Source organism: Blastococcus sp. LR1, assembly GCF_020166105.1.
Lineage (GTDB): Bacteria > Actinomycetota > Actinomycetes > Mycobacteriales > Geodermatophilaceae > Blastococcus.
The window spans coordinates 609,548-630,151 of record NZ_JAIUJY010000002.1 but is presented as its reverse complement, the minus strand read 5'-3'; the positions used below and the strand labels follow the sequence as shown (position 1 = coordinate 630,151).

Genomic DNA, 20,604 nt, shown 5'->3' with positions numbered 1-20,604 from the left:
GGAGGTGAGCAGGTGCATCCGTTCCGACCGGAGGTCTCGGCTCGTCTCGCCGAGCTCGCGCCGATGCTGATGGCCGAGCTCGAGGACATGACCGACCGAATGTTCGACGTGCTGCTGCGCAGCGAGCCCGTCTACCGCGACCTGATGGTCCCGGAGGAGGAGTTGCGCGCCTCCATGCGCCGGAACCTGGAGAGCGGGCTGCGCACGCTCATCGCCGGGCGCCCGGAGCACGGTGACCGCTGCCGGGAGGGCGCGCGGGCCGTCGGGCGCCGCAGGGCCGCCCAGGGGGTTCCGCTCGAGGCGGTGCTGCGTGCCTACCGTCTCGGCGGGCAGGTCACCTGGGAGGGGCTGCTGGCGGTGTCCCAGCGCAGCGCGCACGGGCACGACGTCCTCCTGCTGGAGGTGGCCGGCTCGGTGTGGCGGACCAACGACGCGGACTGCGCCGCCGTCGCCGAGGGGTACCGGGACGAGCAGCGACGGCTGGCCGGCGTCGACGAGGTGGCCCGCCAGCAGGTGCTGGACGGACTCCTCGACGGGCGGGGCAGCGACCCGGCGTTCGTGCGCACTGCGTCCGAGCTGCTGGCGATGCCCCTGGACGGGCGGCTCATGGCGGTGGCCGCGCTGCCCGGCCCGGACGGCGGCTCAGCCCTCGACGCGGCGGCCGAGGTGCTGCTCAAGCGCGGGGTCCGGTCGGTGTGGGGCGCGCGCGGGGACGTGCAGGTCGGCGTCGTGGTGCTCGGTGCCGCCCGGCCCGGCGATCTGGTGGCGCTGCTGACCGGGGTGGCGCGGGGGCCCGTCGGCGTCTCCGACGTCGTGAGCGGCGCGGCCGCAGCAGGCGCCGCCTACCGGCTCGCCGAGACGGCGGCCCGGACTCTGCCCGCGGGGGACCGGCGCGTGGTCAGCATCGACGAACGGCTGCCCGAGGCCTTGATGAGCAACTCGCCGGAGATCAGCTCCCGGCTCGTGGGGCAGTCGCTGGGTGGCCTGCTGGAGCTGCCCGACGACGAGCAGGCCGTCCTGCTGGACACCCTGGAGGCGTTCCTCGCCGCCGACGGCTCGGCGACGCGGGCGGCCGACGCGCTGTACTGCCACCGGAACACCGTGATGCACCGGCTGCGCCGCATCGAGTCGGTGACCGGGCGGAAGCTCACCGATCCCCGCTCCCGGCTGCTGTGGCAGCTGGCGTTGCTGGGGACCGGCCGCCGGCAGCCGGCCACCCGCTCCGCGTAGGCGTTACTGCAGGTAGCTCTCCACCTGCGGCTCGGGGCGGGTCTCGGCGTCGTCGGGGTCCTCGCCGTACTGGCGCTTGGCACGGCGCTGGCGGAGCAGGTCCCAGCACTGGTCGAGGTCGGCCTCGAGCTTGCTCATGCGGGCGCGGGTGTCGTCGGTGTGCTCGCTGCCTTCGCGGAGCTTGTGCTCCTCGTCGACCAGCGAGTGGATGCGGGTGAGGATGTCGTTCTCGTCCATGCTCCCGTCCCTGCCCGACGTCGCAGGCGCGAAACGGGACGCTCGTCAGGCGCTGCTCCCGCGGCTGTCGTCAGGCGGGCAGCCAACCCTCGACGAACGCCGCGAGCCGACGGTGCACCGCGCCGCCCGCGCGGCCGAGGCTCAGCAGCGCCGCGCGGTCCAGCGGCACCCGCACGGTGCGCCGGTCGTCCGGGCGCCGGGCCACCGCGGAGCCTGCGGCGACGAGCTCGGGCCACGGCCGGTCCAGCTGGGCGCGGACCCGGGCGAGCGCGGCGGCGGTCGGGCCGGCGTTGCCCTCGACCATCGCCGTCACGAAGGCCGGGTCGCTGCCGATGACCCGGGTGCCGCTGCGGAAGCTCCCCGCGGCCAGGGCGAGCGCCAGCGGTCCGGCGTCGGCCGCCGCGGCGGCGAGGGCGGCGGCCAGCAGGTGCGGCACGTGGCTGATCGCGGCGACGGCGTCGTCGTGCTCCGCGGCGGTGACCGGCACCACCTCGGCGCCCACGGCCAGGGCCACCTCGGCGACCCGCAGCCAGCGCGGCAGTTCGGTGCCGGGCTCCAGGCAGAGCGCCCAGCGCGCGCCGGCGAAGAGGCCGGGGTCGGTGGCCTCGTGGCCGGACCGTTCCGTCCCGCACATCGGGTGGCCGCCGACGAACCGGCCGCCGAACGCCGCGCCGAGTGACTCCATCACCGGCACCTTCACCGAGCCGAGGTCGGTCACGGTGGCGGCGAGGTCGATGGCGAGCCCGTCGAGGGCCGCCGTCATGGCGGGCAGCGGCACGGCGAGGACGACGACGCCGGTGAACTCCTGCGTGATCCGCACCCCCCGCGCGGCGGCGGCGGCGCGGGCCGCGGGATCGACGTCCCACCCGCTCACCTCGCGACCGGCGGCCAGCAGCGCGGCGGCCAGCGAACCGCCCAGCTGACCCAGCCCGACGACGCCCACCGGGGGAGCAGGCATGGTCGGTACCGGGAACGCGGGGGCATCGGCCATGATCAGAGGCTATGACGCCCCGCTCGTTCCTCCTCACCGCCGAGCTGGCGGACTACGTGCGCGCGTCGTCGGAACCGGTCGACGAGGTGATGGCCGACCTCATCCGGGAGACCGCTGGGATGGCCGAGCGGGGCGAGGCCTCGCCCACGCTGCAGATCGCTCCCGAGCAGGGCGTGCTGATGCGGCTGCTGACCCGCGCGCTCGGCGTCCGGAGGGCGATCGAGATCGGCACCTTCACCGGGTTCTCCGCGCTGTGCATCGCCGAGGGCCTCCCGGAGGACGGCTCGCTGCTCTGCCTGGACCGCAACGAGGAGTGGGGCGCCGTCGCCCGCCGGTACTGGGAGCGCGCGGGCCTGGCCGACCGGATCGAGCTGCGCCTCGGCGATGCGCTGGAGACCCTGCGGGCGCTGCCGGCCGAGGAGACCTTCGACCTGGCCTTCGTCGACGCCGACAAGCCCGGCTACGCCGCCTACGTCGAAGAGCTGCACCCCCGGCTGACCACCAACGGCGTGGTCCTGCTGGACAACACGCTGCGCTCGGGGCGGGTGCTGGACCCCGACGACGAATCCGCCCATGTTCTGGCGGCGCTCAACGCCGCACTCGCCGCCGACCCGCGCTGGGAGACCGTGCTGATGCCGCTGTCCGACGGCCTGACCCTGCTCCGCAAGCGATGACCGACGGGAGCGTCTACGGCCGCACCGGGTTCGCGGTCCGGGTGGCGCGCGAGGGCGGGCGATGGAAGGTCCGGCTCCTGGCCGAGGACGCCGGCGACGAGCTGCCGGTGCTGGAGCGGGCGCTGGGCGAGCCGGGCGCGGGGGAGTGGCCGCCGCCGCTCGTGCTGGTCCTCGACTCGCGGCTGTACTTCGTGGCGCTGCGGCACGGCCCGGGCGGCATGGTGCGCGCCCTGATCTCCGACGCCGCGATGCTGGAGTGGGTGCTCGCCGCCGAGGTGGTGGAGCGCTACGGCATCGGCGTCGACACCGAGGGCGCCTTCGACGACGACGAGACCGGCTGGCCCGGCGGCGACATGGACCTGTTCGCCGACGACGGCCTGCCCGCCGAGGAGCTGCGACCCATCGTGACCGCCGACGACCTGTGGGCCGACGAGATGGTGGAGCGGATCGCGACGCGGCTCGGCTTCGCCGACGAGCTGGCAGCGGCGGTGACGCCGTGACCGTCTCGGCCGTCGTCTTCGACCTGGGCGGTGTCATCACCGAGAGCCCGATGCGGGCCTTCGCCGCCTACGAGCGCGAGGCGGGGCTGCCCGACGGGCTGATCCGGCAGCTCAACTCGACCGACCCCGACACCAACGCGTGGGCGCGGTACGAGCGCAACGAGCTGGACGTCGCCGGGTTCTCCGCCGCATTCGAGGCGGAGGCCGCGGCCCTGGGTCACCGGATCGACGCCGCCCGCGTGCTCGCCGGGCTGCAGGGCGACGTGCGCCCGGCGATGGTCGCCGCGGTGCGCCGGCTGCGCGAGGCGGGGCTGCCCCTGGCGGTGCTGTCGAACAACGTCGCGCCGATGGAGCGCACCGGCCGGCTCGGCGAGCTGCTGGAGCTGTTCGACGCCGTCGTGGAGTCCTCGCTGGAGGGCATCCGCAAGCCCGAGCCGGAGATCTACCTCCGTGCGCTGGAGCGGCTGTCGGAGGCGGTGGGGCGGCCGATCACGGCGACCGACTGCGCCTACCTGGACGACCTGGGCATCAACCTCAAGCCGGCCCGCGCCCTGGGCTTCTCGACGATCAAGGTCGTCGACCCCGCGGTCGCGCTGGCCGAGCTGTCGGAGCTGGTCGGCTTCCCTCTGGACGGCGCCGCGTGACACATCTGGGTTCGGCACAGTCGTGCTCTGCCCCGCCTGGCGGGGCAGAGCACGACTGTCCGGGGAACGTCCCATGAGCGTGGACCTCGAGGCGGCCATGGGGCGGGCGCTCGAACTCGCCGCGGCCGCGGAGGAGTGGGGCGACACCCCGATCGGCGCCGTCGTCCTCGGGCCGGACGGGACGGTGCTGGCCGAGGCCGCCAACGAGCGGGAGAAGCGCGGCGACCCCACCGCGCACGCGGAGGTGCTGGCGCTGCGGGCCGCGGCCGAGGTGCACGGCGACGGCTGGCGGCTGTCGGGCTGCACGCTGGTCGTCACGCTGGAGCCGTGCACGATGTGCGCCGGCGCGAGCGTGCTGTCGCGCGTGGACCGGGTGGTCTACGGCGCCGACGACCCGAAGGCGGGCGCGGCCGGATCGCTCTGGGACGTGGTCCGCGACCGCCGGCTCAACCACCGCCCGGAGGTGACCGGCGGGGTGCGCGCCGAGGAGTGCGGCGCGCTGCTACGTGCCTTCTTCCGCCGTCAGCGGGGCCTGTAGTCTCTTCGGCGGTGGCGTGTCCGAGCGGCCGAAGGAGCACGCCTCGAAAGCGTGTGAGGGCAACCCCCTCCGTGGGTTCAAATCCCACCGCCACCGCCAGCTGGACCGGAGCCCCTGCTCTCCCGTGAGGGAGGCGGGGGCTCCGTCGTCGTCAGGGGTGGATCAGGGGTCGAGCTCGCTGTCCAGGATCAGCTGACCGTCCTGCTCGAGGAGGGTGAACGCGCGGACGGCTGACTCCCGCTCGCCGTTCGTGTACGTCCACTCGAGCCGGCCGGTGACCTGCGTCTGACCGTCGGCGGCCTGCAGCTCGCTGAGCCGCACGTCCGAGAACTGGTTCCAGTACGCGATGTAGTTCTCGCGGCTGATGTTCGCCCGCAGGGTCGGACCGGTGCGGTCGTACGCGGCGGCGGGATCCTCGATCACCTGCCGGTGGTAGTCCTCGAGGAACTCCTCGATGTTGTCGGCGCTGAGCGGGTCCCCGGCGGGCTCCTCGGTCGGCTCCGTCGTCGGGACATCGGGTTCGGGCTCGGTGTCCGACGTCGTCGGCCCGTCCTCGTCCTCGTCGGCGGAGGTGGGCGCCGGCTCGGAGCTCGACGGCGACGGATCGCCCGCGTTCTCGTCCGGGTCGTCGGGAGAGAGGTTCAGCAGCACGACCAGCAACCCGACCAGCGCCAACGCCGCGAGGGCCGCGGCCACCCACGGCCACCGTCGCCGGCGGCGTGCGCCGGTCGACGCGGCAGCGGGCCCGGTCCTCGTCGGCGGCTGTGCCGCCACCGCCGGCCGGGCCGCCGGAGCGGGGGCCGTGGCGGGGAGGGGGGTCGGGTCCGCCGCCGGGACGGGCGTCGGCTGGTCGACGGACGTGGGAGCCGGCGCAGCAGCCGGTGCCGACGCCGGTGCGGGCGTGGGAGCCGGGGTGGGGGCGCTCGCTGCCGCGGGGAAGACGGCGGTGCCCGGTCGATCGGTACCCGGGCGATCCGGCGACGCGAGGTCGGTGCGGGCCAGCAGCACCGTCGTCGTGTCGCCGTTCCGGCCGGCGGCGAGTGTGGCCAGCCGGTCGCGCACCTCGGTCATGACGGGGCGCTCCGCGGGATCGACGGCGAGCATCCGCATCAGGGGCGCCGTCAGCTCCCCGGCCCGCCGCGGTGGGGTGATCCGTCCGCCGGCGACGCGGTGCAGCATGCCGAGCGCGTTGTCGTCCATGCCGAACGGGGGCCCGCCCTCGAGGCAGGTGTAGAGCGTGGCCCCGAGCGAGAAGACGTCGCTGGCCTCGGTCATCTCCTGTCCCTGCGCCACCTCGGGGGCGAGGTAGGCGGGGGTGCCGGTGATCTGGCCGGTCTGGGTCAGGGTGACGTCGCCCTGGGCGTGCGAGATGCCGAAGTCGGTGATCTTGACCAGCCCGGCGACGCGCCCGCCCTGGCCGATGAGGATGTTCGCGGGTTTCACGTCGCGGTGCACGATCCCGGCGGCGTGCGTGGCGGCCAGTGCGTCGGCCACCTGGGCGCCGATCTGCGCGACCTGGTCGACCCGCAGGACGCCGTCCTCGGTGAGCACCTCCGACAGGCTGCGGGAGGGCAGGTACTCCATGACCAGCCACGGGGCGCCGCCCTCCAGCGCCACGTCGTAGACCGAGATCGCGTGCGGATGGCTCAGTCGCGCGGCGATCCGGCCCTCGCGCAGCGCACGCTGACGCTGCTCGTCGACCTGTCTCTCGTCGGCGCCGAGCGGGGAGAGGACCTGCTTGACGGCGACGTTGCGGCCGAGCAGCTCGTCACGGGCGAGCCAGACGGCGCCCATCCCGCCGCCACCGATCTGCGACTCGAGCCGGTAGCGCCCGGCGATGAGGCGGCCGGGGGCGGTGACGACAGGACGGGTCATCGACGGGGAACGGCCGCGCTCAGACGGTGGAGGGCACGCCGTACCGGCGCGCGTACTCCTCCTGCGCGCCGGCGGGGAGGGCGTCGTAGAGGTCGCCCAGCTCGGTGTGCACCCCGGGCTCGAGGTCGTCGAAGATGCGGGCCCACGTGGGGGGCTCGTCGTAGCTGCGGGTCAGCAGCAGCTCCCACGCCTGAGCCTGCCGGTCGCGCTTGCTGCGCTCGGCGACGAACTCCGACAGGTAGCGGTCCTTCGCGGCGGTCTTCTCCTCCGCCGTCGCGCCGGGCGGCAGCTCTCCGGCGTCACCACCCTTGAGCACCGCGACGATCGCCTCGACGACGTCCGGCCGTACCTCGCTGTGCTCGCCCATGTCGTGCCTCCTCGTCAGTGACCCGCAGTTCAGGAGCCTTCCCCAGTGGCTTCCCGGCGAACCGCCCTGCGGTGCAGGATGCCGCACCGGGCGCGGCTCGGCCTCCCCGGTGGTGTCCCGCAGATCCTCCGGGAGGCGCCCGGTACGATCCTCGTCGTACCTGGAGGATTCGCCTAGTGGCCTATGGCGCTCGCTTGGAAAGCGGGTTGGGGGCAACCCCTCGGGAGTTCGAATCTCCCATCCTCCGCAGGTCGACGAGCCCCCGGCAGACGCCGGGGGCTCGTCGCGTTCCGCGGCCGGGTCAGACGTCGGCCGGCGAGGGCTGCCGCAGCCGGTGCAGGTACAGCCCCGCGACGGCGGCCAGCACGAGGAACCCGCCGAGCAGCGCCGGCGCGGAGAGCCGCTCGCCGAGGAACGCCGTCGCCAGCGCCGTGGCGGTGAGCGGCTCCAGCAGGGTGACGATCGAGGCGACCGCTCCGGGCACCGTCCGCAGCCCGGTGAAGAACATCGCGTACGCCAGCGCGCTCGGCACGAGCCCCAGGTAGATCAGCACCGCCAGCGCCGTCGGCTCGGTCGTGGTCCGGAGACCGAGCGCCAACGCCGCGGGGGTCAGGAGCAGCGCGCCGCCGGCGAAGCCCACCAGGGTGACCGGGATGCCGGCCGGGACGCCGCCACCGGCCAGTGTGACGACGGCGTAGCCCAGCGCCGAGCCGACGGCCATCAGGGCGCCGAGCGCGATCGTCGTCCCGGTGTCGGCGCCGGCGGAGACGCCGACCAGCAGGACCAGCCCGACCAGCGCGACGACGAGGGCGACCCCGGTGGCCCGGTCGGGCCGGCCGTGTCCGAGCAGAGTGCCCCCGACGGCGATCAGCAGCGGAGCGAGGCCGAGCGCGACCAGCGTCGCGATGCTGACCCCTGCCGTGGCGACGGCGGCGAAGTAGGCCAGTTGGTAGGCGGCCAGGCCGGCTCCGACCAGGACCAGACGGACGGCGGTGCCGCGGGAGATCGCCGGCGTCGGACCGGACCGGCGGCGGGTGAGCGCCCAGGCCGCCAGCAGCGCGACGGCGCCGATCGCCATCCGGTGCCAGGCGATGTCCAGGGGGCCGAGGTCGGTGCGGTCGGCGACGATCTTGCCGCTCGCGCCCGAGGTGCCCCAGCACAGCGAGGCGAGGACGACGAGCAGGAACCCGCGCCCGGAGACGGCGACGTGCGGGGTGGACATGACGCTCCCGTGCGGTTCCGGCGGCTCGGCTGGCGGAGCGCGACGGCAGCGTATCGGGGCGTGCGTCGGGAGCTCGACCGGTTTCCTCTACAGTGGGGGAGACCCCTCGTGTGGCGTCATCCTGTGAACCTCCCCAGGGCCGGAAGGCAGCAAGGATAAGCGGGCTCTGGCGGGTGCGCGGGGGGTCCTTTGCTTTCCGCATCCGATCCCGTTGCGTGGCTGCTCGCGATGCGGCGGCTCGGCGAGGGCGCGTTGAGCCGTAGGGTCTAGTCCCAAAGTGCTCTGCCCATGGTTGGTGCGCCGGAGTGATTGCTCCCCCACCCAGGGGCCGATGTCGCCGGTCGTTGGCGGTTGGTCCCCGTAGCCTTGTGATCCCGAGGGACCGTGGGACGGGACGCCGTAAGCATCGTTACGTGGGGGAGCAGACGTGCAAGGTGCGGGGGAGCCATCAAATGCTGAGATCGCGGCGGTCACGGCGGCGGCCCTAGCGCATCACGCGCAGTGGTGCAGCGAGAACGGGCATGACCGCTGTGGGGGGTCCTTGCTATGCGAGCGGGTCGCTGATCACGAGACGCAACAGGCCGCGTACGACGCCGCCGCACGCTCTTTCGATGTGGGGGCGCTAGCCGCTGAGTACCGCGGCCGCGAACCTAGCGTGGCGTGGCCGACGACTGCGCTTCTTCGGGTGGTTCACGACGGCCTTGAAGTGGTGCCGTGGGCCGCTGGAGGCTTTCATCGTTCAGTACTTATCACTTCGGCATTGGCGCGGCTGGGCGAGCGGGGAATTCTCGCTGATGCAATCGTGCGGCTCTGTATCGGCCCACTCTTAGCTCGTCGAGTCACCCTTCACGTAGTGCATGCGATGGCCGCTACGCGCCGAGGAGTCGTTGACGCCGACGCTCTCCCGCGGCAGTTGCGCGGCTGGTTGACCGCGTTTGCGCACCTGCCGGATATGGACGAAAGCGGTCTTCTCATGTCCGCGCTGACCGGGCCGGGCATTGCAGAGCTAAATCAGTGGATCGATGAAGCTGCCTTGGCCCACCTGATCGTCTGGCGGCGGGATGCGCAACGGGTTCAACTGGAGCCCGCAGATCGCGTATTGCCGGGCGGGGTAGATGCGACGCGCTGGATATTCGATCGGTTCACGAAGACCAGATTGGACGAGTGGCGGACCGCGTCCCTGCAGTGGGAATTAGCGTTCCTGGATCGCCCGGAGGCAGTGTGCGGCGATGCTGGCGTCCCTGTGCGCTTGGTTGCAGAACGCCCTGTCTCCATGGCGATGGTCGTCAGTGCTCTCGCTCGGCGGGTCTGTGCAGCTAGCAGTGACGCAGAGGTGCTCGCGGGGATGACAGCGTCGGAGGTGATGCAGGAACTGGTCACGCTTACCAAGGTTGGAGCCTTCGATGCCGCAGTGGGCTTGGCCGCCCGGGCAAGTTCCGCCGCGCCGGCGAGTGTTGAACTAGCTATTGCTCATGCCTTCTTACGGATAGTTCGGCATCCGGGCGCTGCCGAGACCGAGCTTCGACAGATACTTCGGAGTAGTCCGGGTCAGAAGCCCCTGATTTCTGTCAACATCGCATCTTGCCTCTTGCGGCAGCAGGGGTCAATCGACCAGATCTCAGAACTCTTAGGAGACGAGGATGTCGCAAAGAGCGACAAGCTAGCGTGGCTTTGGGCGCCGGAGCCTCTCATTGAGGGGAAGCTTCTTCTTGAGGAGTATCGTATATCTGACTGGGTAAGCGAGATGACATATTGTCTTGCACGGGCGCGTTGATAAGGGTCAGCTAAAGCCGGGAATCTTGGCTAGCTCTGCCATTGGCACCATTAGATGCAACTGCTCAACTGGTGACTCGAGGAAGTCGCCGTGCCGCATGTAGAACGCGTGGGCGGACTCGTCGCGAGCGTGCACCAAGAACAGGCGTGCTCCTACACTTTCGCTAATGAATAGGGCTCGACGCAGTGCGTCCCGAAGAAGGGCAGCACCGAGCCCCCGGCCATGCCAAGCTTCATCTACGGCTAGTCGAGCCAAGAGGATGCAGGGGACCTGGGCCGGCGCCCCTTTGACGAGAGTTGCGGGGGCGCCGGCTCGGTCGTAGGACGCCACGGTGATGGCGTAGTAGCCCACGACAAGACCGTCCACATGGCTGACGTAAGTCGTGGCGTTGTTGGCGCGCTGGTTTTGCCACGAGTACTGACGAAGCCACTCGTCCAGTTCGGCAGCCCCAGACGTGAAGTTCGAGCGATCGAAAGCTCGCTCGAGCTTTACTGGACTGCTCGGTTTTTCGCTCACTCGTCAGCGAACGGGCTCTCGCGGCGTCCGAGCTCCTGGAACTTGGACGTCGAGGGAAGCGGTGCATCCAGCAATCTCTGAAGTTCTGCCCACTGCTCCTCGCTAGCGAGGAACCAGCGACGGTCGGCCAAGATGCGCTCGGCATGCTCGACGACGCTCTCGAGGATGAAGTCGGTCATGGTCCTGTCTGACGCCGCAGCGGCTTGCCGGATCAGTTGCTCCTGCCGTCCGCTGACGCGCAGGTTGAACCGCTGATCCTTGGCTGCACGGGCGTCGGTGCGCTGGACTGACATGATCCTCTCCTAAGTCGGTGAGTACATCGTATGTACGTATCGGCTCTTGTCAACGCGAACTTGACGCCAAGGCTTCCCTCGTTTGGGTGGCCTCAGGTACCTCCCGCTGAAGCTCCTGACGCCCGTCTGCCTGTCATCCCGTCCGCGTAACCTGCGTCCGTGGCTCTCGCGCTCTACCGGAAGTACCGCCCGGCGACCTTCGCCGAGGTGGTCGGGCAGGAGCACGTCACCGCGCCCCTGATGAACGCCGTCGACGGCGGCCGGATCAACCACGCCTACCTCTTCAGCGGCCCGCGTGGCTGCGGCAAGACGTCGTCGGCGCGGATCCTGGCCCGCTCGCTGAACTGCGAGCAGGGGCCGACGTCCACGCCGTGCGGCGTCTGCGAGTCGTGCATCGCGCTGGCGCCCGACGGCCCGGGCTCGCTCGACGTCATGGAGATCGACGCGGCGAGCCACGGCGGTGTCGACGACGCCCGTGACCTGCGCGAACGCGCCTTCTTCGCGCCGGTCAACAGCCGCTACAAGGTCTACATCGTCGACGAGGCGCACATGGTGTCCTCGCAGGGCTTCAACGCCCTGCTCAAGGTCGTCGAGGAGCCGCCCGAGTTCCTGGTCTTCATCTTCGCGACCACCGAGCCGGAGAAGGTGCTGTCGACCATCCGGTCGCGCACCCACCACTACCCCTTCCGGCTGGTGCCGCCGACGACGCTGCGCACGCTGCTGGAGAAGACCTGCACCGCCGAGGGCGTGCACGTCGAGGCGACCGTGTTCCCGCTGGTGGTGCGCGCCGGCGGTGGCTCGGTCCGTGACTCGCTGTCGATCCTCGACCAGCTGCTCGCCGGTGCGGGGCCCGACGGGGTCACCTACAAGAGCGCCGTCGGGCTGCTCGGTGTCACCGACGACGCGCTGCTCGACGAGACGATCGACGCGATGGCCGCGCAGGACGCCCCCGGCGTCTTCCGCGCCGTCGACCGGGTCGTCGAGGCCGGGCACGACCCGCGCCGCTTCGCCACCGACCTGCTGGACCGGCTGCGCGACCTGATCGTGCTGGACGCGGTGCCCGAGGCAGGTGGGAACGGGCTGCTCGACTGTCCGCCCGACCGGCTGGACCTGATGACCTCGCAGGCCCGGGCGCTGGGGTCGGCGACCCTCTCCCGGATGGCCGACACCGTGCACGAGGGCCTCACCGAGATGCGTGGGACGACGGCGCCGCGGCTCCTCCTGGAGCTGGTCTGCGCCCGCATGCTGCTGCCGGCCACCGACGGCTCCGCGGCGGCGACCCTGCAGCGCCTCGAGCGGCTCGAGCGCCGGATGTCGATCGCCGGGGAGCACGCCGGCCGGGACACCGGGCACGCTCCGGCGCCGGTCCGCGAGACCGCACCCGCACCGGTCCGCGAGGCGCCCCGAGCCGCCGCGCCGACTCCTGCTCCGGCTGCACCCGCGCCCGCTGCGCCGGCCGCGCAGCCGGCGCCCGCCGAACGTCCCGCGCAGCCGGACGCCGGCCGCAAGGAGTACGTGCGCCCCTCGCAGCGCAGCGAGGCTCCGGCGCAGCGTCCTCAGACCCCTGCCCAGGCGCCGGCGGCGTCCGCTCCGGCGTCGTCGGACTGGCCGGAGACCGCCCGCCCGGGGGAGAAGCCGCGGCCCGCGGCCGCCGCCCCGGCCGCGAGCGACTGGCCGGAGACGGCGCAGCCGGGCAACCGCCCGAAGCCCGCGGCGGCCGCGCCCACCCCGGCCGCGGCGCCGCCCAGCGAGCCCGCCGCCGCACCGGCCGCCCGTGCCCCCCGCGTGGCCGAGGGCGAGCCCGACATCCCGCTCCCGCCCGAGCCGACCGACGACGAGGACTGGCCGCACACCCCCCAGCCGGCCGCCGTCCAGGCCGCGGCGGCCCGGACCGAGCAGCCCCGCCCGCCGGCCTCCCCGCCGCGGGCGGCCGCCGAGTCCGCACCGGCGCCACGTGGAGGTGAGCCGACGCCGATGGTGTCGGCGAACCCGCCGGAGGCGGCGGGGGGCGACGACGGCGAGCTCACCACGGCCGACGTCCGCCGGGTGTGGCCCGAGCTGCTCGCCATCGTCAAGAAGCACAAGCGCACGACCGAGGCGCTGCTGCACAACGCCCAGGTGCACCAGCTCGCCAACGGCGTCCTGACGCTGTCCACCTCGTCGCCGGCGCTCGCGCGCCGACTGGGCGACGACCTGAACAAGGACATCCTCCGCGAGGCGCTCAACGAGCTGCTCGGGGTGCGGTGGCGGGTGGACGCCGTCGTCGGGGGCGCCGGGAGCGCGGGAGCCAGCAGCGGTTCCCCGGCCGGGCCGCCGGTCACTCCCGAGGTGGCCCGCGAGGCGGCACGGCAGGCCGAGGCCGCCGAGGCCGTCGAGCTCATGGCCGAGCGGGCCGCGGAGACGTCCTCCGGTGGCGACCGCGAGCCGGAGCCCGCGGTCGACCAGGAACAGGCTGCGCTGCAGCTGCTGCGGGCCCAGCTCGGAGCGCGCCCCGTCGACAGCTGACCCGCAACGTCGGACCGGCGGCCTACTCTCGTGGCATGTTCCCCGGAGGCCAGCCCGACCTTTCGCAGCTGATGAAGCAGGCGCAGGAGATGCAGCAGCAGCTCGTCGCCGCCCAGGAGGAGCTGGCGGCCACGGAGGTCATCGGCACCGCCGGCGGCGGCCTGGTCTCCGCCACCATGACCGGTGACGGCGAGCTCACCGCGCTGACCATCGCCCCGGCGGCCGTCGACCCGGCCGACATCGAGACGCTGCAGGACCTCGTCGTCGCCGCGGTCCGCGACGCCAAGCGGACGGCCGACGAGCTGGCCGCCAGCGCCATGGGCCCGCTCGCCGGCGGGCTGGGCGGTCCCGGCGGGGGACTGGGCCTGCCCGGCTTCTGACCGGCCGCGTCCGCCCGATCCCCTTCGCACCTCGAGGAGCACCGTGTACGAGGGTGCAGTCCAGGACCTGATCGACGAGCTCGGTCGCCTGCCCGGCGTGGGGCCCAAGAGCGCCCAGCGCATCGCCTTCCACCTCCTGTCGTCGGAGACCGCCGACGTCACCCGGCTGGTGGCCGCGCTGACCCGCGTCCAGGAGTCGGTGCGGTTCTGCGTGACCTGCTTCAACGTCGCCGAGGCCGAGCAGTGCCGGATCTGCCGTGACCCGCGCCGGTCCGACGACGTGCTGTGCGTGGTCGAGGAGCCCAAGGACGTCGTGGCGATCGAGCGCACCCGCGAGTTCCGCGGCCGCTACCACGTGCTCGGTGGGGCGATCAGCCCGATCGACGGCGTCGGCCCCGACGACCTGAAGGTCAAGGAGCTCATGACGCGGCTCATGGACGGCACCGTCAAGGAGATGATCATCGCCACCGACCCGAACCTCGAGGGCGAGGCGACGGCGGCGTACCTGGCCCGGCTGGTCGGGCCGATGGGGCTGGCGGTCTCGCGGCTGGCCAGCGGTCTGCCGGTGGGCGGCGACCTGGAGTACGCCGACGAGGTGACGCTGGGCCGGGCGTTCGAGGGCCGCCGCCGCATCGACGCCTGAACCCGCGCAGCCCCGGGATTCCGGGGCGGTCCGGTGAATCTGTGGGCCATCTCTCCGCCCGCAGTCACATCGCCATAACGGTCCCCGGGCGACCTCACAGCGCGACGATCCGCTGTGTTAGACCTGAGGTTCCTGACCAACGGCGGGCGCCCGCACGACCGGCGTCCGCTGTGACGAGAACGAGGTATGGATGACTTCCGGTTCGATCAGCCGTCGGCGCACCGTCGCCACGGCAGGCCTCGCGGCAGCGGCCCTGGTGCTCAGCGCCTGTGGTGGCGGCGACGGCGACAGCGGTTCCGACGGCGGCAACGGCGGCGGTGCCCTGACGATCGGCACCACCGACAAGATCACCTTCCTCGACCCGGCCGGTTCGTACGACAACGGCTCGTTCGCGGTGATGAACCAGGTGTTCCCGTTCCTGATGAACACCCCCTTCGGCAGCCCCGACGTCGAGCCCGACATCGCCGAGAGCGGCGAGTTCACCGCGCCGACCCAGTACACGGTCACCCTGAAGCCCGGCCTGAAGTGGGCCAACGGCAACGACCTGACCAGCTCGGACGTCAAGTTCTCCTTCGACCGCCAGGTCGCCATCGCCGACGAGAACGGCCCGTCGTCGCTGCTCGCGAACCTCGACAGCGTCGAGACGCCGGACGACACCACCGTCGTGTTCAACCTGAAGAGCGAGAACGACCAGACGTTCCCGCAGATCCTCTCCAGCCCGGTCGGGCCGATCGTCGACGAGGACGTCTTCTCCGCCGACGCGATCACCCCGGACACGGAGATCGTCGACGGCAAGGCCTTCCACGGCCCGTACACGATCACCAGCTACGACCAGAACAACCTGGTCAGCTACGAGGCCTACGACGACTACCAGGGTCTCCTCGGCGCGCCGAAGACCGACTCGGTCAACGTCAAGTACTACGCCGAGTCCTCGAACCTGAAGCTCGACATCCAGCAGGGCAACATCGATGTCGCCTTCCGCAGCCTGACCGCGACCGACGTCGAGGACCTGCGTGGCAACGACGACGTCAAGGTCGTGGACGGTCCCGGCGGCGAGATCCGCTACATCGTCTTCAACTTCAACACCCAGCCCTTCGGCGCGACGACCCCCGAGGCCGACCCGGCCAAGGCCCAGGCCGTCCGCCAGGCCGCTGCCGACCTCCTCGACCGCGAGGAGCTGGCCGACCAGGTCTACAAGGGCACCTACACCCCGCTGTACTCCTTCGTCCCCGAGGGCCTGACCGGCGCCACCGAGCCGCTCATGGAGAAGTACGGCGACGGCTCCGGTGGCCCGGACGCGGCCAAGGCCAAGCAGCGCCTCGAGGCCGCCGGCGTCCAGACCCCGGTCGAGCTGAGCCTGCAGTACTCCAACGACCACTACGGTCCGTCGTCCGCCGACGAGTACGCGCTGATCAAGGACCAGCTGGAGGCCGACGGACTGTTCACCGTCAACCTGCAGACCACCGAGTGGACGCAGTACTCCGAGCAGCGCACCGCTGACGCGTACCCGGCCTACCAGCTCGGCTGGTTCCCGGACTACTCCGACGCCGACAACTACCTGACGCCGTTCTTCAAGCTGGAGAACTTCCTCAGCAACCACTACGCGAACCAGCAGGTCAACGACATGATCCTGCAGCAGCTCGCCACCCCCGACGCCGCCGAGCGCGAGGCCCTGATCGGTGAGATCCAGGACGCCGTGGCCGACGACCTCTCCACCCTGCCGTACCTGCAGGGTGCCCAGGTGGCCGTGACCGGCGCCGACGTCGAGGGCGCCGAGGACACGCTGGACGCGTCCTTCAAGTTCCGCTACGGAGCCCTCAGCAAGGGCTGATCCCAGCCTCTGAGAAACTGAAGGCACCACGGCCCCGGGTGATCCGCCGCGCGCGGATCACCCGGGGCCGACCTTCGTAGCGCACAGATTCACGAGCAGGAGACATGACCACCACCACGACCGAGCTCACCGGGGGCGGTGCCGCTCCGGACGCCGCCGCGCCCCCCGCGGCGAAGACGCGCCGCGGCGGCGGTGGGCTGGGCAGCTACCTGCTCGTCAGGTTCCTGCTGATCTTCCCCACCATCTTCATCCTGGTGACGACGGTGTTCGTGCTCATGCGGCTGACGGGTGACCCGATCACCGCGGCACAGGGCGGGCGACTCCCCGCCGCCGAACTCGCCGCCCGCATCAAGGAGGCCGGCTACGACCGGCCGATCCTGGTGCAGTACTGGGAGTACCTCACCGGCGTCTTCACCGGCGACTTCGGCACCGCGATCAGCGACGGCCGCGAGGTCACCGCGATGCTCACCAGCTTCGGTGCGGCCACCCTCGAGCTGGCCGTCTACGCGCTGATCGTGGCCTTCGTCGTCGGCATCCCGCTCGGCCGGCTCGCCGCCTACCTGCGCGACCGCTGGCCCGACGCCGTCCTCCGGGTCTTCGCGATCCTCTGCTACGCCACCCCCGTCTTCTTCGCGGGCCTGGTGCTCAAGCTGGTCTTCGCGGTCAACCTCGGCTGGCTGCCCGTCGCCGGCCGCGCCTCGACCGGCGCGGAGATCCAGCTGCAGACGCTCGAGAGCCGCACCGGCATCTACCTGATCGACGCGATCCGGCTCGGCGACGGCGAAGTCATCTCCGACGTCCTCGAGCACGCCGTCCTGCCGGCGATCGCGCTCGGCCTGCTCACCGCCGGCGTCTTCCTCCGGCTGGTGCGCACCAACGTCATCAGCACGCTCGGCACCGGCTACGTCGAGGCCGCGCGCTCCCGAGGGGTCAGCGAGCGGCGGCTGCTGCGCAAGCACGCCTACCGCCCGGCGCTGATCCCCATCGTCACCGTCATCGGCCTGCAGATCGCGCTGCTCCTCGGCGGCGCCGTCCTCACCGAGACGACCTTCGAGTGGAAGGGGCTCGGGTTCCAGCTCGTCGAGTACCTGCAGGCGCGCGACTTCGTCGCCGTCCAGGGCATCGTCGTGCTGGCCGCCGTGATCGTGGCGCTCGTCAACTTCGTCGTCGACGTCATCGCCGCGCTCATCGACCCCCGGGTGAGGTACTGAGATGGCCACCGTCGCCACCCCTGGGACGTCCACCGCGACGTCCTCCGAGCGCCGGCCGCGCGGCTGGCGCGGGCTGCCCGTCGTCCGCCAGGTCCGGCAGAGCGTCGGCCTGCAGCGCGGCATGCTGGTCACAGGCCTGGTGCTCACCGGCATCTTCCTGCTGACGGCGCTGCTCGCGCCGCTGCTGGCGCCCTACGAGTACAGCCAGCTGCGTGACCCGTCCGGGCCCTTCGGCGCCCAGCAGCCGCCGTCGTCCGAGCACCTGCTGGGGACGACGGTCGGCGGCTACGACGTGCTGTCCCGGGTGATCTGGGGCTCGCGGACGGCGCTGCTGGTGATTGTCGCGGCCGTCGCGATGTCGATCGTGCTGGGCGTCCTGCTCGGCCTCGTGTCGGGCTACTTCGGTGGCTGGCTGGACCGCGTGCTCGTGGTCATCGCCGACGCGATCTACGCCTTCCCCTCGCTGCTGCTGGCGATCGTCGTGGGCATCGTGCTCAACGGCGGTGAGTCCAGCCTGGCCGGCGGCATCATGGCCGCGGCCATCTCCATCACGGTCATCTTCGTGCCGCAGTACCTGCGGGTGGTGCGCGCCGAGACCGTGCGGATCAAGGCCGAGGCCTACGTCGAGTCCGCCCGCGTGATCGGCGCCGGGCACTGGCGGATCATGTCGCGGCACGTCTTCCGCAACGCGACCCGCACGCTGCCGCTGATCCTCACGCTGAACGCCTCCGAGGCGATCCTGACGCTGGCCGGCCTGGGCTTCCTCGGCTTCGGCATCGAGCCCACCGCCGCCTCGGAGTGGGGCTACGACCTGCAGAAGTCGCTGTCCGACGTCACCAGCGGCATCTGGTGGACCTCGCTGTTCCCGGGCCTGGCGATCGTGCTGGTCGTGCTCGGCCTGACCCTGGTCGGCGAGAGCCTCAACGACCTGGCCGACCCGCGGCTGCGCGTCCGCCGTCGGGGCGGCACCTCGCCCGCCGACGTCGCCGGGACCTCCGTGGTGCCGGCCGCGGCCGCGGTCCCCACCGATCGCGAGCCCGTGAAGGAGGCCGGACTGTGACCGCCACCCCCGCCCGCGAGGTCGTCGGCATCGACGACCTCACCGTCTCCTTCGCCACGGACAACGGCGACGTCGCCGCCGTCAAGGGCGTGACGCTGTCGGTGGCCGCCGGTGAGGTGCTGGCGATCGTCGGCGAGAGCGGCAGCGGCAAGACCGTCACCGCCCGCACCATCCTGGGTCTGCTGCCGGAGACCGCGACCACGCGCGGCGCGGTGCTGCTCACCAGCAAGGACGGCGGCACGACCCACGACGTCGCGAGCCTCTCGCCCCGGCAGCTGGGCGACGTCCGCGGGGTCGACGCGGCGATGGTGTTCCAGGAGCCCTCGACCGCGCTGAACCCGGTCTACCCGGTGGGCTGGCAGATCGCGGAGGGCCTGCACGCGCACGGCAGGTACAGCCGCGCCGAGGCCCGCGCGAAGGTGATCGACGTGATGCGCCGCGTCGGCATCCCCGACCCGGAGAAGCGGATCGACCACTATCCGCACCAGTTCTCCGGCGGGCAGAAGCAGCGCATCGTCATCGCCCAGGCGCTCGTGCTCGACCCCGGCGTGATCATCGCCGACGAGCCGACCACGGCCCTCGACGTGACCGTGCAGGCCGAGATCCTCGAGCTGCTGCGGCGCTGCCGCGACGAGTTCGGCACCGCGATCGTGCTGATCACGCACAACATGGGCGTGGTCGCCGACCTCGCCGACCGCGTGGCGGTCATGTACCACGGGAAGATCGTGGAGCAGGCCGACGTCGCCACCCTCTTCGCCTCCCCGCAGGACCCGTACACGCAGAAGCTGCTGGCCTCGGTGCCGCGGCTGGGCGAGGGGTCGGCGCGGGCAGTCGAGCGAGGTTCGCGGCGGGCCGCCGGCTGGGCCGGCAGCACGCCGGTGGTCGAGGCGCGCGACCTGCGGATCGTCTATCCCGGCCGGCTGCGCCAGCCCGACTTCGTGGCCGTGGACGGCGTCGACCTCGCCATCCGGCCCGGCGAGGTGCTCGGCCTGGTGGGCGAGAGCGGCAGCGGCAAGACGACGATCGGCCGCGCGATCGCCGGGCTGACCAAGGTCACCGGCGGCTCGCTGCAGGTGCTCGGCACCGAGATGAACGGCGTCAAGCAGAAGGCGTTCCGGCCGGTCCGCGAGCGGATCGGCTTCGTCTTCCAGGACCCGGCCTCGAGCTTCAACCCGCTGCTGACCATCGCCGAGGCGGTGGCCGAGCCGCTGGTCGTGCACAAGCGGGCCGGCGACGCCCGCGAGGCGCGCGGCCGGGTCGACGAGCTGCTCGAGGCGGTGCAGCTGCCCAAGGCGTTCGGCGACCGCTTCCCGCACGAGCTCTCCGGCGGGCAGCGTCAGCGGGCCAGCCTCGCCCGCGCGCTGGCGCTCCAGCCCGAGCTGCTGATCGCCGACGAGCCCACCTCGGCGCTCGACGTCTCGGTGCAGGCGCGCGTGCTGGAGCTCTTCGACGAGCTGCAGCGCGAGTTCGGGTTCGCGGCGCTGTTCATCAGCCACGACCTCGCCGTCGTCGACCTGCTCGCCGACCGGATCGCGGTGCTCTACCGCGGCTCACTGGTCGAGGAGGGCACCGGTGCGGAGGTGCTGGGCAACCCGCAGCACCCCTACACGCAGCGGCTGCTGGCCTCGCTGCCCGTGCCGGACCCGGCCGAGCAGCCTCGCCGCCGCGCGGCCTGGGAGCAGCTCAACACGTAGTCGGCGGGCGGTCCTTCACTCGAGGACGACGTCGTCGCCCCGGCGGGTGGCCCGGCGCACGCGCAGCCGGGCCACCGAGCCGACCAGGCGCACCAACTGCGTGTAGATCGGCGTCGGCCCGTGGTAGCCGAGGAAGCCCTTCGGACCGTCGACCATCTCGCCGGTGCGGACGTCGTAGCGGCTCTGGTGCCAGGGGCAGACCAGGCAGCCGTCGGCGTCCACCGTTCCCTTCGACAGGTCGGCCAGCTGGTGCCGGCAGACCCGGCTGACCGCGAAGTGCCGGTCCTCGCCGTCGGGCCCCGGACCGCGGTTGCCCACCGCCCAGTCGCCGACCCGGCGCACGGTGCCGGGAGGCAGATCGGCGGCGGGGACGGAGTCGCGGTCGGGCACAGGACCTCCTGGATCGGTGGGGTGTCGCC

The 20,604-nt window shown here is 72.2% G+C and carries 21 protein-coding genes, 2 tRNA genes and 1 other RNA gene; 16 read left to right on the top strand and 8 right to left on the bottom strand.

The genetic code is table 11. The annotated features are described in order from the left end of the window. Positions 1–12 precede the first annotated feature (12 nt). Positions 13–1,230 (top strand): CdaR family transcriptional regulator, encoded by a 1,218-nt coding sequence (locus tag LBW97_RS07735; protein ID WP_224498822.1) that lies wholly within the window; start codon positions 13–15, stop codon positions 1,228–1,230. A 3-nt stretch (positions 1,231–1,233) separates the two neighbouring features. Here the strand turns inward: LBW97_RS07735 and LBW97_RS07730 are convergent, their stop codons facing one another. Together LBW97_RS07730 and LBW97_RS07725 are read right to left on the bottom strand one after the other, a co-directional pair. Next, positions 1,234–1,467, bottom strand: coding sequence for a DUF2630 family protein (locus LBW97_RS07730; RefSeq protein WP_224498821.1), 234 nt, complete (start codon positions 1,465–1,467; stop codon positions 1,234–1,236). A gap of 70 nt (positions 1,468–1,537) precedes the next feature. After that, complete coding sequence (locus LBW97_RS07725; RefSeq protein ID WP_224498820.1) at positions 1,538–2,458, bottom strand: prephenate dehydrogenase/arogenate dehydrogenase family protein; 921 nt, start codon at positions 2,456–2,458, stop codon at positions 1,538–1,540. An 11-nt stretch (positions 2,459–2,469) separates the two neighbouring features. Here LBW97_RS07725 and LBW97_RS07720 point away from each other — a divergent pair, with 11 nt between their 5' ends. The 5 genes from LBW97_RS07720 (at position 2,470) to LBW97_RS07700 (ending at position 4,913) form a co-directional block, all read left to right on the top strand. Further along, a complete protein-coding gene (locus LBW97_RS07720) occupies positions 2,470–3,132 on the top strand; it encodes an O-methyltransferase (RefSeq protein ID WP_224498819.1) in 663 nt (220 codons plus the stop codon). Beyond that, positions 3,129–3,632, top strand: a complete 504-nt coding sequence (locus LBW97_RS07715; RefSeq protein ID WP_224498818.1) for a tRNA adenosine deaminase-associated protein — start codon at positions 3,129–3,131, stop codon at positions 3,630–3,632. Before LBW97_RS07720 ends, LBW97_RS07715 begins: the two co-directional genes overlap by 4 nt. Continuing rightward, positions 3,629–4,276, top strand: a complete 648-nt coding sequence (locus LBW97_RS07710) for an HAD-IA family hydrolase (RefSeq protein ID WP_224498817.1) — start codon at positions 3,629–3,631, stop codon at positions 4,274–4,276. The genes LBW97_RS07715 and LBW97_RS07710 overlap by 4 nt, the downstream gene beginning before the upstream one ends. 73 nt (positions 4,277–4,349) lie before the next feature. Next, the gene (tadA, locus tag LBW97_RS07705; RefSeq protein WP_224498816.1) at positions 4,350–4,814 is read left to right on the top strand and encodes a tRNA adenosine(34) deaminase TadA; all 465 of its coding nucleotides are present in this window, start codon (positions 4,350–4,352) and stop codon (positions 4,812–4,814) included. A 10-nt stretch (positions 4,815–4,824) separates the two neighbouring features. After that, positions 4,825–4,913 (top strand) — tRNA-Ser (locus LBW97_RS07700). A gap of 63 nt (positions 4,914–4,976) precedes the next feature. Here the strand turns inward: LBW97_RS07700 and LBW97_RS07695 are convergent. Then, a complete protein-coding gene (locus LBW97_RS07695; protein ID WP_224498815.1) occupies positions 4,977–6,689 on the bottom strand; it encodes a serine/threonine-protein kinase in 1,713 nt (570 codons plus the stop codon). Positions 6,690–6,708: 19 nt separating this feature from the next. Next, positions 6,709–7,056 (bottom strand): hypothetical protein, encoded by a 348-nt coding sequence (locus LBW97_RS07690; protein WP_224498814.1) that lies wholly within the window; start codon positions 7,054–7,056, stop codon positions 6,709–6,711. Between the two features lie 162 nt (positions 7,057–7,218). Between LBW97_RS07690 and LBW97_RS07685 the strand changes: the two genes are divergently transcribed. Then, positions 7,219–7,303 (top strand) — tRNA-Ser (locus LBW97_RS07685). A 54-nt stretch (positions 7,304–7,357) separates the two neighbouring features. Here LBW97_RS07685 and LBW97_RS07680 read toward each other — a convergent pair. Continuing rightward, entirely contained in the window at positions 7,358–8,278 is a 921-nt protein-coding gene (locus LBW97_RS07680; protein ID WP_224498813.1) for a DMT family transporter, read from the bottom strand. 97 nt (positions 8,279–8,375) lie between these two features. Here LBW97_RS07680 and ffs point away from each other — a divergent pair. Together ffs and LBW97_RS07670 are read left to right on the top strand one after the other, a co-directional pair. Next, an RNA gene (gene ffs, locus LBW97_RS07675) (signal recognition particle sRNA small type) lies at positions 8,376–8,471 on the top strand. Between the two features lie 492 nt (positions 8,472–8,963). Further along, positions 8,964–10,052, top strand: coding sequence for a hypothetical protein (locus LBW97_RS07670; protein ID WP_224498812.1), 1,089 nt, complete (start codon positions 8,964–8,966; stop codon positions 10,050–10,052). A 6-nt stretch (positions 10,053–10,058) separates the two neighbouring features. Here the strand turns inward: LBW97_RS07670 and LBW97_RS20590 are convergent, their stop codons facing one another. Both LBW97_RS20590 and LBW97_RS07660 read right to left on the bottom strand, forming a co-directional pair. Continuing rightward, positions 10,059–10,568, bottom strand: coding sequence for a GNAT family N-acetyltransferase (locus tag LBW97_RS20590; RefSeq protein WP_224498811.1), 510 nt, complete (start codon positions 10,566–10,568; stop codon positions 10,059–10,061). Beyond that, positions 10,565–10,861 (bottom strand): DUF1778 domain-containing protein, encoded by a 297-nt coding sequence (locus LBW97_RS07660; RefSeq protein ID WP_224498810.1) that lies wholly within the window; start codon positions 10,859–10,861, stop codon positions 10,565–10,567. The genes LBW97_RS20590 and LBW97_RS07660 overlap by 4 nt, the downstream gene beginning before the upstream one ends. Before the next feature lie 159 nt (positions 10,862–11,020). On the opposite strand from LBW97_RS07660, the gene LBW97_RS07655 reads away from it, so the two are divergent. The 7 genes from LBW97_RS07655 (at position 11,021) to LBW97_RS20370 (ending at position 20,185) form a co-directional block, all read left to right on the top strand. After that, the gene (locus LBW97_RS07655; protein WP_224498809.1) at positions 11,021–13,366 is read left to right on the top strand and encodes a DNA polymerase III subunit gamma and tau; all 2,346 of its coding nucleotides are present in this window, start codon (positions 11,021–11,023) and stop codon (positions 13,364–13,366) included. Positions 13,367–13,401: 35 nt separating this feature from the next. Next, positions 13,402–13,746 (top strand): YbaB/EbfC family nucleoid-associated protein, encoded by a 345-nt coding sequence (locus LBW97_RS07650; protein WP_224498808.1) that lies wholly within the window; start codon positions 13,402–13,404, stop codon positions 13,744–13,746. Between the two features lie 43 nt (positions 13,747–13,789). Then, positions 13,790–14,389: a recombination mediator RecR gene (recR, locus tag LBW97_RS07645; protein ID WP_224498807.1), complete on the top strand. Its 600-nt coding sequence runs from the start codon at positions 13,790–13,792 to the stop codon at positions 14,387–14,389. Positions 14,390–14,579: 190 nt separating this feature from the next. Then, positions 14,580–16,220, top strand: a complete 1,641-nt coding sequence (locus tag LBW97_RS07640; RefSeq protein ID WP_224498806.1) for an ABC transporter substrate-binding protein — start codon at positions 14,580–14,582, stop codon at positions 16,218–16,220. A gap of 104 nt (positions 16,221–16,324) precedes the next feature. Then, complete coding sequence (locus LBW97_RS07635) at positions 16,325–17,431, top strand: ABC transporter permease (RefSeq protein WP_224498805.1); 1,107 nt, start codon at positions 16,325–16,327, stop codon at positions 17,429–17,431. Position 17,432: 1 nt separating this feature from the next. Beyond that, on the top strand, positions 17,433–18,491 hold the full coding sequence (locus tag LBW97_RS07630; RefSeq protein ID WP_224498804.1) for an ABC transporter permease: 1,059 nt from the start codon (positions 17,433–17,435) through the stop codon (positions 18,489–18,491). Then, positions 18,488–20,185: an ABC transporter ATP-binding protein gene (locus tag LBW97_RS20370; RefSeq protein WP_224498803.1), complete on the top strand. Its 1,698-nt coding sequence runs from the start codon at positions 18,488–18,490 to the stop codon at positions 20,183–20,185. The genes LBW97_RS07630 and LBW97_RS20370 overlap by 4 nt, the downstream gene beginning before the upstream one ends. 15 nt (positions 20,186–20,200) lie before the next feature. On the opposite strand, the gene LBW97_RS07620 is transcribed toward LBW97_RS20370, so the two are convergent. Then, complete coding sequence (locus tag LBW97_RS07620; RefSeq protein ID WP_224498802.1) at positions 20,201–20,575, bottom strand: Rieske (2Fe-2S) protein; 375 nt, start codon at positions 20,573–20,575, stop codon at positions 20,201–20,203. Positions 20,576–20,604: the final 29 nt, after the last annotated feature.